The 13,334-nt window shown below is 64.8% G+C and carries 12 protein-coding genes; 5 read left to right on the forward strand and 7 right to left on the reverse strand.

What is annotated here, in order from left to right; all coding sequences use genetic code 11:
• Positions 1–217 precede the first annotated feature (217 nt).
• Both ACIBK2_RS04420 and ACIBK2_RS04425 read left to right on the forward strand, forming a co-directional pair.
• Positions 218–1,243, forward strand: coding sequence for an LGFP repeat-containing protein (locus ACIBK2_RS04420; protein WP_396963541.1), 1,026 nt, complete (start codon positions 218–220; stop codon positions 1,241–1,243).
• Positions 1,244–1,275: 32 nt separating this feature from the next.
• Positions 1,276–1,557: a hypothetical protein gene (locus ACIBK2_RS04425; RefSeq protein WP_396963543.1), complete on the forward strand. Its 282-nt coding sequence runs from the start codon at positions 1,276–1,278 to the stop codon at positions 1,555–1,557.
• A gap of 81 nt (positions 1,558–1,638) precedes the next feature.
• On the opposite strand, the gene ACIBK2_RS04430 is transcribed toward ACIBK2_RS04425, so the two are convergent.
• The gene (locus tag ACIBK2_RS04430) at positions 1,639–2,790 is read right to left on the reverse strand and encodes a hypothetical protein (RefSeq protein WP_396963545.1); all 1,152 of its coding nucleotides are present in this window, start codon (positions 2,788–2,790) and stop codon (positions 1,639–1,641) included.
• Between the two features lie 101 nt (positions 2,791–2,891).
• A complete protein-coding gene (locus ACIBK2_RS04435) occupies positions 2,892–4,415 on the reverse strand; it encodes a beta-N-acetylhexosaminidase (protein ID WP_396963547.1) in 1,524 nt (507 codons plus the stop codon).
• Between the two features lie 471 nt (positions 4,416–4,886).
• Here ACIBK2_RS04435 and ACIBK2_RS04440 point away from each other — a divergent pair, with 471 nt between their 5' ends.
• Positions 4,887–6,824: a lytic murein transglycosylase gene (locus ACIBK2_RS04440; protein WP_396963549.1), complete on the forward strand. Its 1,938-nt coding sequence runs from the start codon at positions 4,887–4,889 to the stop codon at positions 6,822–6,824.
• 650 nt (positions 6,825–7,474) lie between these two features.
• Here the strand turns inward: ACIBK2_RS04440 and ACIBK2_RS04445 are convergent.
• A complete protein-coding gene (locus tag ACIBK2_RS04445; protein WP_396963551.1) occupies positions 7,475–8,125 on the reverse strand; it encodes a TMEM175 family protein in 651 nt (216 codons plus the stop codon).
• 87 nt (positions 8,126–8,212) lie between these two features.
• On the opposite strand from ACIBK2_RS04445, the gene ACIBK2_RS04450 reads away from it, so the two are divergent.
• Together ACIBK2_RS04450 and ACIBK2_RS04455 are read left to right on the forward strand one after the other, a co-directional pair.
• Complete coding sequence (locus tag ACIBK2_RS04450) at positions 8,213–8,977, forward strand: alpha/beta fold hydrolase (RefSeq protein WP_396963553.1); 765 nt, start codon at positions 8,213–8,215, stop codon at positions 8,975–8,977.
• 160 nt (positions 8,978–9,137) lie between these two features.
• The gene (locus ACIBK2_RS04455; protein WP_396963555.1) at positions 9,138–9,371 is read left to right on the forward strand and encodes a hypothetical protein; all 234 of its coding nucleotides are present in this window, start codon (positions 9,138–9,140) and stop codon (positions 9,369–9,371) included.
• Positions 9,372–9,594: 223 nt separating this feature from the next.
• Here the strand turns inward: ACIBK2_RS04455 and ACIBK2_RS04460 are convergent, their stop codons facing one another.
• From ACIBK2_RS04460 to ACIBK2_RS04475, 4 genes are all read right to left on the reverse strand, one after another.
• Complete coding sequence (locus ACIBK2_RS04460) at positions 9,595–10,431, reverse strand: SMP-30/gluconolactonase/LRE family protein (protein ID WP_396963557.1); 837 nt, start codon at positions 10,429–10,431, stop codon at positions 9,595–9,597.
• Positions 10,432–10,497: 66 nt separating this feature from the next.
• Positions 10,498–11,313, reverse strand: a complete 816-nt coding sequence (locus tag ACIBK2_RS04465) for a DUF1460 domain-containing protein (RefSeq protein WP_396963559.1) — start codon at positions 11,311–11,313, stop codon at positions 10,498–10,500.
• Positions 11,314–11,436: 123 nt separating this feature from the next.
• The gene (locus ACIBK2_RS04470; RefSeq protein WP_396963561.1) at positions 11,437–11,649 is read right to left on the reverse strand and encodes a hypothetical protein; all 213 of its coding nucleotides are present in this window, start codon (positions 11,647–11,649) and stop codon (positions 11,437–11,439) included.
• Positions 11,650–11,699: 50 nt separating this feature from the next.
• Positions 11,700–13,256: a M1 family metallopeptidase gene (locus ACIBK2_RS04475; RefSeq protein ID WP_396963564.1), complete on the reverse strand. Its 1,557-nt coding sequence runs from the start codon at positions 13,254–13,256 to the stop codon at positions 11,700–11,702.
• Positions 13,257–13,334: the final 78 nt, after the last annotated feature.

Genomic DNA, 13,334 nt, shown 5'->3' on the forward strand with positions numbered 1-13,334 from the left:
GCGACCGCGGTGCCGCAGCCGTGTAGTAGCTGGACGACCGGCATTCGAGCTCGGATATCCAGCAGGTCCGGCCGTCGACACTGATTTCCAGTGGAATCCATGTTTGGTCGCCGGACAACCGGGGAATTGCCCGCCTGTAGCTGATCGATCGTGCCCGTATGCGGCGGGGAGCCGAGCTTTGTCGGCTCGCGCATCGCACTGACGAATCGAGGAGATCATGCCTGAAATGTTGGATACCCATCGGGGAAAGACCCGGCGTCGCACGTCGCTCACGGTCGGCGCCGTGGCTCTGCTCGCCTCCGGGCTGCTCGCCACCGCACCGTCCGCTGTGGCTGATCCGTCGGCGGAGGCGACCAATGCGATCGACGCGCACTATGCCGATTTCGGCGGGGCGGGTTCGTTCCTCGGCGCGCCGCTCGGCCCGGCCACCGACGTCGCCGGTGGTGCCGAGCGCGCCTACCAGGGCGGCGTCATCTACTTCTCGCCGAATACCGGCGCCAAAGCCGTGTATGGCGAGATCCTGGTGAAATACAAGTCCCTCGGTGGGCCGAGTGGTCCGCTGAGCTTCCCCACCAACGATGAGACCGGCGCGGGCGATGCCGTCGGACGCTTCAATGATTTCGCCGAGCCCGGCGGGGCCGCGATCTATTGGAAGCCGGAAACCGGCGCCTGGGCGATCAAGGGCAAGGTGCTCGACGCCTGGCGTGAAAGTGGCGGCATCACAGGACCTTTCGGCTACCCGCGCTCGGATATGACCGTCGATAACGGCGTCGCGACCGCGAATTTCGAGGGCCCCGGCGGCACCGAGATCAAGTGGTCCGACAGCGAAGGCCTAGCGACACTGCCGCCCGAGCTAGCCGCGACGCTACCGGGATTCCGGGTGGGCTCGCCCGACGTCGCAGCGCCGAATCCCGATGTGGCCGTGACCAATGACTCCGGCAACTCCGGCATCAACAGGTGGTGGGGCATCCCCATCGGTTTGGCCATCACGGCCGTCGTCGGCGGGCTGCTCGGCATGCTCGGTCGGCGACGGGCGGACCCGACACCCGTGACAACGCGCACGACCCGCGGACCGGCCGCACGCACCTCGGCGGCGACCACGACGGGCGATCGGCAGGGGTTCGTGCCGCCGCGCACTGACGCCACCGCCGCGGCTACTGCAGCCGGTGCCGCACCGCGCGGCACATCGAATGTCGCTGGGGCACATGAGATGCACCGCGACGCACCGCGCACTCGCGGCTAGCCAGAGCAAACGACCACGGGAAAGGAACGACAATGGAATGGCTATTGGGCGTACTAGGTGGGCTGGTCGGCGGCAACATGGCCGGTGCGGGCAAGGGCTTCGGCCTGGTCGGAAATAGTGCTGCTGGCGCGATCGGTGGCGGCGTGACCGGCGCGATCATCCAGGCGGCGACCGGATCCGGCCTCGATCTCGGGCAGGTCATCGGTCAGGTCGCGGGCGGTGGTGTGGTCGGCGCGGTGCTGACCGCGGTGATCGCGATGTTCACGAAGAACCGAGGGGCGGCGGATCGACGCGAGCTGGCCGATCACCGGTAGACCACCGATCTCGGTGTAGCGCAAACACTCCCGGCGGTGCGTCCTCTTTGAGGCCGCACCGCCGGGAAGCGTTTCAGGTGACTAGTTCTCGCGCAGGCTCGACTGCAGCCGGTCGAACTCCTGCTTCGTCATTTCCTCCGGCGACCGCTCCGGCAGCTGCCGCGACTCGACGCCGACCGGGCCGACGTTCCCGCCGTCGAATACCACTGAGGCCCAATTGTTCTGGGCTTGCAGGGTGTTGTAGTTGCGGTCGTTGTTCACGCTGGTCTGCACGGCGCCGGTCTGGATGGATCCATTGCAGTTCCAGTCGATCGGCTGGTCCGCCGATCCGGCGGTCTTCCGGCGGGTGTTGTCCGGGCAGAAGTAGACCGTCTTCCAGCCCGCGGACACCGCACCGAGGCCCTGCCGCTCCTGCAACGAATTCTCGTTCAGCGCAGGAGGATTCACATTCGAGTAACCGAAGTTGGCAGTGCCGTCCGTCTTCGGTACACCGGAGAACTGGAAGCTGTAGTTCATCACGCTCAGGTAGTTCGGCTTGTAGTTCACGTGGTCGGTGCCACCGTGCTTCAGGCCGAGGTTATGCCCCAGTTCGTGGATGAACGTGCCGACATTGCCGTCGTCACCGGGATTCCAGTTGCACTGCGGGCCCAGTGCGACGACGAAGGTGTCGGCCGGTATGCCCAGCGAAATGCCGCTGCTGCAACCGTTGTCGTAGGAATCCGCCCAGATCATGTAGTGGAAAATACGCGAACGGGCGGAGGCGAAGTTCGTTCGCTTGATCGCCGCGACCTGATCGTCCACCGGCGACAGATTGCTGTCGTAGGGCACCTGATTGCCGCCGCCGAGATCATATTTGGCGCCTCTGGCGTTGCCCGCGTCCAGATGGATATTGATCCCGTTGCGGCCGTCCGGGTTGGTCACCGGGGCGGCGGCGAACACCCCGGTGACCCGATCGAGTGCCGCGGCGGTCGGCAGGCGCCCGTTCATGTAGTCCATCTCGACGAACAGGTCCTTGTGCTTCGGATCCGCGCCCATCTTCGGCAGATCGACGTCGATCTTCCCGTCGCCGTTGGCGTCGTAACCGTTGATCTCCCATGCGTCGGGCAACCCGTCACCGTCGCTGTCGACCGCGGCGGCCTGCGGTTGAGCCACTGCGGTCACCGGGGTCAGGAAAGCCCCCAGCCCGGTTAGTAGCGCGAAGCTGGCGATAAGAGTTTTTCGATAAGGCGACACCTCGGACTCCTTCCGGATCGTATCGGGGGACGATCCTGTAATTCGAACGAACCTTGTGATGGAAATTCCGAAGTGACCTTCGGATTATTGCGCAGCGTCGGCTATTTCCAGTCCACCTGCGGGGAACGGTAGAAATTGATGCCCTGCGCGGCCCAGATCGCGCCCTGTTTGGCGAGCCGCAGCCGATACGCGTCCCAGTTGTGGGTCACGGACGGTGACCAGCCGATCTCGGCGATCCCCGCGAGCCGCGGGAAGGCCATGTACTCGATGTCGGCGCTGGTCCGCAGGGTCTCCGACCACAGCGGCGCCTCGACCCCGGCGAGCTGATTCTCCGAAACGCCCTGCAGGAAGGTGGCCGGATCCCAGTTGTAGGAATCCTTCACCTCGACATAGCCCGCCCAGTGCAGACCGAGTGGTGAATCCTTGTTGTACTGCATATCCAGGTACGCCTTGTTGGCAGGCGACATCAGGATCTTGTTGCCGCGCTTGGCCGCCGCCGCGACATCGGCATTGGTGTTGGCGGTATCCCAGTACTGCGGGATCGCCGATGTGGGCGGGTTGGTCACCACGATGTTGTGCCAGCCCGTCGCCTTCTTGTCGTAGGTGGCCAGCATCGGCGTCACCTTGTCGTAGAAGGTCTTGTAGTCGGCCGCGGAGGTGGAATGAGCCTCGTCACCACCGATATCGATGTATTTGCCGGGGGTGATCGCCGACAGCTCGCGGATGACATCCTCGACGAACTTGTAGGTGGTCGGGCTCGCGATGCACAGCGAGCTGTAGCCCACCTCGATGTCGGTGCGCGGTGGCACCGGCTTACCGTCGCAGTTCAATTCGCCGTACGACGCCTGCGCGGCATTGGTGTGGCCGGGCATGTCGACCTCGGGAATCACCGTGATGTGCCGGGAGGCAGCGTATTTCACGATGTCGGTGTACTGCGCCTGGGTGTAGTAGCCTCCCGGGTCACCGCCCACCGCGGTCTGGCCGCCGATCTCGGCCAGCTTCGGCCAGCTCTTGATCTCGATGCGCCAGCCCTGATCGTCGGTCAGGTGCAGGTGCAGGGTGTTCACCTTGTACTGGGCGATCTGGTCGATGTAGCGCTTGACCTGGTCGGGCTTGAAGAAATGGCGGGCCACGTCGAGCATCGCGCCGCGCTGACGGAAGCGCGGATAGTCGACCACCTTGCCGCCGGACACCGTCCAATCCTGGTGCTGCACCGACGTTTTGTTGATCGCCGCGGGGAACAGCTGGCGCAGCGACTGCACGCCGCCGAACAGTCCGTCCGTGGTGTTCGCCTTCAGGGTGATGCCGGACTTGGCGACGGTGAGCTGGTAGCCCTGGTCGCCGACGCGATTACCCGCGTCGCCGAGCTCGAGGGTGATGCCCGGCTTGGCCAGGTCATAGCGCTCCACCACCGGCAGCGGGAAACCCGTGGCGGGCCGGAGCAGCCCGCCCAGGTACTCTCCGACGTCCTTGGCCTGGTGTTCGGCGCGGATCACGCTGGCGGAGGTCAGCTTGAAGTTCGCGCCTGCGTCGGGCTTGGCCTCGACGGGGACGGGCACGATATCGGTGACAGCGCGCTCGGTTGTTTGTGGATTGTCGGCTGCGTTACCGGTTAAACCGGGCATGACAAGCGTGGTGAGAGCCACGGCTGCGCCGAATGCAAAGGGGTATAGAAACTTTCGCATAGCGTACCTCCGGTACAACTTTAGGGGGCATCGAGAAGTATGGAGCAGCGTGCGAGATATGAGTGGGGACCTTCTCAACTGGGGATATGCGCCGATTTAGCGATCACCGGTCGCGCCGGACCAAGAACGTTCCGAATTCCCCACTTCTACTGGGGATCTCCGGGCGGCTCGGTCATGTCATGCTTGCGCCGGTTGTTCGGGACACGGCGGCTGCGGGCTGCCCGTTGACTGAGACATCCGCTTGTACAACAGCTCTCATGAGATATCCACTTGTACAACAGCTCTCATGTCCGCTGAGGTGCGTCGTCCGGCGTCGTTCTGCAGCGAACAACGGGAAATAGCTGTCGCGGTGAAAAATGGCGGCGGTACCGCAAAGGTAACCGTCGACGTCGACGAAGGATTGGTAAGCCGATGCGAATATCCGGTCCGATTACCGCATCCGCGCTCGTTTTTGCCGGGCTGCTGATTTCCGGTTCCGTGGCAAGTAAAGTGCCCGACGGTGTGCTGGCCTCCGCGATGACACCCACCGGTCAGGAGAATTCGGCGGCCGATCAATCGGTCATCGTTATCCCGACCTCGCCCAAATCGCTGCACCTGCAGGCAGATCCGCCGCAGGATCCGGGGCCGGACGCCACCGTCCCGCTCCACGATGTGGCGCTGCCCAACGTGCCGACCCGCGGCATTCCGGAGATCGCGCTCGCCGCCTACCGCAATGCCGAATTGTCACTGCAGGCCTCGACGCCCAACTGCGGGATGCCGTGGCACCTGCTGGCCGGCATCGGCAAGATCGAGTCCAACCATGCGGGCAACGGGCGCACCGAACCCGACGGCACCACCCGCGGCATCATCTACGGCCCGGCCCTCGACGGCACCCTGCCCGGCAACGAGGTCATCAAAGCCGCCGAGGGCGGCTACGTGCGCGCCGTCGGCCCGATGCAATTCCTCCCCGGCACTTGGTCTCTCTACGCCGCCGACGGCAACGGTGACCGGAAATCCGACCCCAACAACATCTTCGACGCCGTACTCGGCGCCGGCAAATACCTGTGCTCGGGCAACCTGGACATGCGCGATCCCAAGCAGGAGACGCGAGCGGTCCTGCGCTACAACAATTCCCTCGACTACGCGTCAAAGGTGCTCAGCTGGTCCAACGCCTACAAGACCGGCGGCGCCCCACCCCAGGGCGAGCTCGCCCCCATCCCCGACGCCACCCCCGACGGCGGCATGCCCGACGGTGCCGGCTCGAGCATGAGCCAAGGCGAAACAGCCACCATCGCCGATCCCGCGGCCCCCACCGACACCCCCGCCCCGGACGCGACGACCGACCCGAACCCGACTCCCACGACGGACCCACTCCCGTCCGATCCCCAAAACCCCACGGGCACCCTGGAAATCAGAATCCAGGTGATGATCAACATCCCCGGCCGAGACCCGATCCCGTGCGGCGTCTTCTGCCCGCCGCCCGTGCCGGACGCGTCCACCATCCCGCAGACGACCACACCGCTGCCAACGCCGACCACCCAAACTCCCACCACCACAACACAACCCGACACAACCACGCCGCCCGTACCCGCGCCGTCGACCACACCGATCCCGACAACCACTTCCGTCGCGCCGACAACGTCAACGTCGCCGACACCTGCGCAGGTACCACCCGCCATGACCACTCCGCCGCAGGTCAGCAACCAACCACCAGTCGCACCGGCCCCGGCAACCACCGAGCAGAAGCCACTCCAAACCCCCACCGCAACACCAGCACCCAAGTCGGCGACACCGACCACCACCACCCCCACAACAACGCCGAAGCCACCGGCCCCGCAACCCACACCGAACCGGACCCCACCAGTCCAACCCACCACCCAGCCAGTTGCACCGGCCCCGGCTACCTCCACACCCAAACAACCGCCAGCCGCACCCGCGCCTGCTCCCGCTCCGGCACCGGCACCGGCACAACAACCGACCGCACCAGCACCAGCCACCACCACGCCCAAACAACAGCCGATCGCACCAGCTCCAGCTCCGGCTCCGGCTCCGGCTCCGGCTCCGGCTCCTGCTCCTGCTCCGGCTCCGGCTCCTGCTCCGGCCCCTGCTCCAGCACCGGCCCCTGCTCCCAAGCAGCAACCGACCGCACCGGCCACCCCCGCGCCGAAACAGCAACCAGCCGCTCCAGCCCCGACACCTGCTCCGGCCCCGAAGCAACAGCCCGCCACACAAGCCCCAGCTCCGGCCCCCAAGCAGCAACCGGCCACCCCCGCCGCCCCGGCTCCTAACCAGAAGCCACCCGCCCCAGCCCCGAAACCCGCTCCAGCACCAACCAGCCGGCCCCCCATTCCCCCCGCCGCACAACCCTGAGCGATGCCGTCGCCCGGCGCCTACGGCCCAACTGGTTCGGTGCGCTTCCCACCACCGCTTCACGACACCCTCGACGGCTACCCACAGCCGCAACGACCACGGCCCCACCAGCAGCGCAGTTCCCGAGAAAGGGTGCAGCAGTCGCCAACAACGGGCCGCCGCCCTTCGCCCCCGCAATGGGTAACACCGATCGCCGCCCACCGGACCGTACGGGCCAGACCCACAGACCCCCCATACCTTTCACAGGACGTGAACTCCCTGTGAAAGGTAGGCAAGCACTGTGATCCCGCTGCACACCAACCGATTTCACTACACCGGGGCTCTTGGACGCAGGCCACAGCCCGATCGTCACCCAGAACCCACCAGCGCACCCACTGCTTAAGCCTCACACCCACTACACGCGGTGTGAGGCTTAAACAGTGGGTGCGCGGCCCCCTCCCACCCCGCTGGAACGCGACATTCGCTGGATAGAGGGCTCTCGAAACGCCACCACAGCCAGATGACCACGCTGGAACATCCACACCGCGTGACCAACTGCTAACTAAAGCCGGGAACCCCCGCCTGACGCGCCCAGCACTACTCGACCATTCCCTTGGATCTGTATACCTACCGGGCGAGTACAACTAAGGACTGTGCCCAGCGCCGACGGTTCAGCTGATTTGGTGTGCTTTCCATCGCCGATTCACGACGCCCTCGACGGGACCAACCGCTATCCACAGCAGTAATGACCACAGGCCGACGTGCGGCACCAACAGTGCGATGACCAGTGCCACGCACACCACTGCCACCGAAATCCAGCGAACCGCAATGTCGATACCCGTCACTCGCTCGGCGTCCGCCAGCAGGTTCGCTCGATACAGCACCAACTCCGCCAATCGGCTGAGTGTCATCGCGCCGATCATCACCCCCAGGTAGATGCCGATGGCGAGCCGATCAGCTCGGTGCGAATAGACGTCGAGAACGGTCGCGAGCGGCAATGCGACGATGCAGAGTAGCCACAACATATTGATCCGCACCAGCAGCGGCGTATACCCCGTCGCCCGCTCGAAGAGCCGATGATGCTCCCGCCAGAACGAACTGATCACGACGAAGCTGACTCCGGCCGCGATGAGCCCATAACTGTTCTCGGACAAGAACTTCGACGTGGACGAATCGGCCACATCCCGAGCATTGTCGACCAGCGGCAACACGATCAACGTGATAGCGATCGCCACCACCGCATCGCTGAAGAAGATCAATCGCTCCAGCCCCCGCTCCGTCCGAATAGGGCTGTTCACACTGCCTGTTGCTCGGTCGGTCATCTGCAGAGACTACCGAGTTCAACGAGATTCCTGGACCGCCACGATATTCGGATGCGTGTCCAACACCTGCCGACTAGCGTCCGAGCGATGCTCCTCCCCCACGATGTCGCAGGCGGCGGCCCACCGGTGGTACTCCTGCACGCGGGCGTGTGCGACCGGCGAATGTGGGATCCACAGTGGACCGCGCTCATCAATGCCGGATATCGAGTTATGCGTTGCGATTTCCGGGGTTTCGGTCAAACGCCTGTGCCGCCGCACCTGTTCAACGATGCCGAAGACGTCCTCGCCCTCCTGGACCGGCTCGGCATCGAGCACACGGCGCTCATCGCCTCCTCGTACGGCGGGGAAGTCGCCATGGAGATCGCCGCCCGCTGGCCGCAGCGCATGACAATCCTGGCGTTGCTGTGCACCGCCATGCCCGAACACAATCCAAGCCCGGCCTTGCAGGCATTCGATACGCGTGAGGAAGCTCTGCTCGAAGCCGGCGACATCGCGGCCGCGGTGGAACTCAATGTGGCCACTTGGCTCGGACCGGACGCGGACGCGCAAACGCGGGAGTCCGTGCGCCAGATGCAGCGCCGCGCCTTCGAGCTCCAACTGGCCGCCGCCGACGCCCCCGGCCGGCGCAAGGCCGAATTCGACCTGTCCGCGATCACCGCGCCAGTACTGGCCATCTCCGGCGAACACGATCTGCCGGACTTCCGCCAGATCGCCGCCCGGCTCCCCCACCAGCTCGCCGACGCCCGCCACCGGGAGCTCGCCGGCGCCGCCCATCTCCCCAACCTGGAGCGTCCCGCCGAGACGACCGCAGCACTGATCACCTTTCTGCGGAAGACGATCCCGACCAACTGAGTCGACGAGGCGTTATCGTGCAATAACCCAATTCGGTAAGACACCTTGTCAGATTGATCGTTCCTTGCTATGTTTCGAACATCAGCTATTCATCAGCTACACCGACGCGGCTGTCCGCACAACCCAGGACCTCACCGTCCACACCACCAGGAGGACCTGGATGCGCCGACCTCCGACGCCGCGATACATTCTGATCCTCGAAACCACCGTCCTGGTCATGATCGCGGTAGGCCTGACCTTATCCCGCCTGTCGACCAAAACCCCTGGGGGCGTGACGATCTACCTGTTCGTCGGCGCTGTGCTCGCGGGCCTCGCCGCGATCGGGGCGTTCTACGGCGCCCGCCGAGCACGCAACGAGCTGGAGCGGCAAAATCCGGACGACCCCGCCCCGTAAGACGCTCATTCGGGCATAAGGAATCCCGAGAAACCGGGCCACGCCATTCGCGAGCTGTCCGGAGACAATTCCGTAGGAGGTTGTCGCTTCGATGGTGTCGATGGTCATGTGTCTGCGCTCCATATGCCGGTTGACCACGAACGACACTGCTGCGAACAGCTTATCGGCGATCACTGATCAACAGACCAAAATGACAGGCACACAGGATATTTCGCGAATCAGGTCACGGCCGCCCGGCACCAGGCGCGGGAGCTGGAAAGGCGACCACCTGTCCGGTGGGTTCCGTCGACTCGGGTCCGCCCCAATTCTGGCCTACTACATATAGTTTCGGATCTTCACCACGGCTGAGCACACAGGCGAACGCGCCGCGATCTAGTTCTACCGTGGCCAACACTTCCCCGCCTTCAGCAACCCGAACGCAATGCCGGTTGCCCACATCGGCGTACCAAACCGCGCCCTCGGCGTCGACGCAGATCCCGTCCGGATGATCGCCCGGCGTCGCCGCCCACACGCGGCGGTTGGCAAGGCTCCCGTCGGGCTCGATGTCATAAGCGGTGAGCTGGTTCGCATAGGACTCAGCGACGATCAGCGTCGCGCCGTCCGCCGTGATCGCCATCCCGTTCGGGAAAGCGAGACCGTCGGCGACCTGCCGGACGCTGCCCTCCGGCGTGACGAGCACGATCGGACCCGGCGTGAATTCACCACCGGGAAAATCGAAACCGATGCTGTTGACGTAGGCGTTGCCGCGATTGTCGACCACGATGTCATTCCACGGCTTGTCCGACACCACGGACAGATCGGCGTGCGTAACGAGCGACCCGTCGGTCTCGAGCCGCACGAGCCTGCGCTGCGCCGAGTCCACGACCAGCAGTCGCCCGTCCGGCAGAAAGTCGATGCACATCGGGAACGACGGGATCTGCACGATCACCTCGGGCCGGTTGTCCTCCCCCAGCGCGATCACCTGATTCGCGCCCCAATCGGAGAACCAGAGTCGTCCGTCGTGCCAGCGCGGGGACTCGCCGAACACGACTCCCTCCAGCAGAATTTCGGGCTTGGTCACGTCGCGTTGTCCTTCTGTAGTCGGTACAGAATCTGACGTGGTCGGCCTCGAAAACTCATCGGCCGGCTACTGCGCGCGGTACACCACAATGCCCGGCACCGACCGGACGTATTCGGCCAGCGGCGAATCGACCACCTTGCTGTTCGCCGCCAGCGAGGACGCGTTCCGGAAAACCGGACCGCTCGGCGTCATGACGAAGATCCCGACGTGCGTGACATCCAACCCCGCCTGATCGGTGTAGGCACCGATGTAATCGCCGGTACGGAGTCCACGGATGACACCGTCGTCAACGGCGGCACTGGGAATGTAGGCGATAGCGCGATCCACCACCGGCAGCCCGGCAAGGTACGTCCCGCCGTCCGCCTTCGCATTGAGATGCTTGCCAACCGTGACCGCGGCCGTAGTCAACGCACCGGTGACATCGGTAGCCGCAACTCGCGGAGTACTCACCCAATCACTGAAGAAATGCTTCCGCTGCAAGAAATCTACGCGCCCACCGGTATACCGCGTATCGACCAGGTTCTGGTCGAACTGACCACGATCGGCCGATCTACTGAGCGCCTCGACATAGTCGAGATAGGTGAAGCAATCCACCCGCCGAAAATCGATGACAAGCTGCTCCGGCTGCGTCGCGGACCCGATCAGCATGTCGGCCCCATACGGCGTACCGAGAAACTGCCGCGACAACAGCTCGACCAACTCACCCTTGCTCTGCCCAGCAGGCGCACCGGCCCGCAACGCTAGCAACGCATCGATCTTCTGCCGGGTGACACCATCCACGGTCACCGACGGCACGGGCTCAGCGACGGCCGCAGGCACCATCGACGCCGTACCAGCGGCGAGAACCAGCAGGACCAGCAGTAACCGGGCCAGGGTGCGCAAGAAGCCTCCACAACGAGTGCATGATCCATCGAAGAACAACACCCACGGTAGCCCGGCCGTCAATCCGTCAGCCCGCACACGACGGTGACCGCCGCGGAAACCCGCGGCGGTCACCGTGTGCGATCAAGCCGCTACATAGACCGGCTTCTTCTTGAAGACACCCCTGACGGCGACCGGCGTTGCCGTGCCGACACTCACCCCTTGCCCGCTCTGCGGCTCATATTTGACCGGGCCGCACGATATCGCGCCCTGCGCACACTGAGCAGGTGACGAGATGTGCTCGTCCGGCGCCGCATGCAGCGCGGCCACGATGAACGGTGCGATGGTGGCCGCCATGACGAAGGACCTTATCGACCGCGGCAAGGTGTGTAGCGAAGAAACGGACGTCATTTCCGATCCCCGCGCCCGAACGGCCATGCGTCGGTGCTCGGTGCCTCGGGAGCTTCCTGCAGGCCCTGGTTGCTGAGGCTGCCCGGGTACAGGTATTCGCTGGCGGGCCGCTTCTTGCCGTTCAGCCACGCGTCGAAGAAGCCGTCCAGCTTCTTGGTGGTGCGGGACTGCACGAACTGCCGGAACTCGGGAATCGACGCGTTGCCGTGCTTGTGGCCCTGCGCGAAATCCTTGACGGCGGTGAAGAATACGTCGTCGCCGATGTAGCGGCGCAGTGCGTGCAGGAACAGCGGACCGCGGGTGTAGACGGTGGTGAATTCGTTGCCCTTACCGGGGTTGTAAAGCGGTGTCGCCCAGACGTTTTGCTGATCGGCACTGGCGAGGGCCCGGCGATAGATCGTATCGGCGTTCTGGTGATTGACCCGTTCCGGGTACAGGATGTCGGCGGTGTAGCTGGCGAAGCATTCGTTCAGGCAGACATCGCGCCAATCCTTGACCGAGACCGAATCACCCCACCACTGATGGGCGTTCTCGTGGATCAGCGTATTCAGATCCGTCCACGGCGCGTAGATCGGCCGGGTCTGGGTCTCCAGCGAGAACTGCAGATCGGTGTCCACATAGATGCCGCCGCCCGCCTCGTGCGGATACGGGCCGTACAGCTGCTCTTCGAAGGCGAGCACGCTGGGCAGCTTCTTTTCCAGATCCTTCTTCTGCTGGGCCCCACCCGGCGCGAAGAAGCTCTCCAGCGGCGTATTGCCGACCTTCTGATTCAAGCGGGTGAACTTGTCGATCGCGATCGTGGACAGATACCCGATGATCGGATCCTTGGCCTCCCAGGTGACGGTGTGCTTGCCCGTCCCGGCGGCCACGTCCGACGTGCGGATTCCGTTCGAGGCGACATCCCAGCCGGTCGGCACCGTGGCCTTCACCGTCAAGGTGACCTTGTCCAGCGGTGTGTCGTTGAGCGGGTACCACGTTGTCGCCGAATGCGGTTCGCCCGCCGCGAAGGCGCCACCGGACGGCGAGTAGGTCCAGCCGTTGCCGTTGGTGTTGGGCACGGTGCCCGCGTAGTCGACGACGACGGTGAACGGTTGTCCCAGCGGCAGTGCCGCTTTCGGCGTCACGACGAGTTCGTGCTCGCCGGTCTTCTTGAACTGCGCGGGCTGACCGTTGACGGCGACGGAACCGACTGCGGGACCGGCATAGTCGAGGTTGAATGCCGACAGGTTCTGGGTGGCGTTCGCCGTGATGGTGGCCTTGCCCTTGAGGTTGTGCGACGACGGGGTGTAGTCGATGGCGACGTCGTAGTGGATCGCGTCGTAGCCGCCGTTGCCGTCCTGCGGGTAGTACGGGTCGCCGAGACCGTCCGAGCCCGGCGTCGGATCGGCCGCGCTCGCGGCCGTACCGTTCGGCGAAGCCGGCGGCGGCGCGGCGACCGCGGCAACGCCGGCCGACAGGCTCAACGCGAGAGCCAACGCGGACACCGCGACCGGCCGCGCCCTCAGCGCGACGGGGATCGGATTGCCTCTGTCTGACCACTTATGAATTCGCATGGTGCACAACCTCTTTGGTAGGCGACCCGATGAGCGAGCTCGGTCGCGCGAACGTGTCGTTGCCCGATCGGATCTGTA

It is taken from the genome of Nocardia sp. NPDC050175, from assembly GCF_044459885.1.
Classification (GTDB): domain Bacteria; phylum Actinomycetota; class Actinomycetes; order Mycobacteriales; family Mycobacteriaceae; genus Nocardia.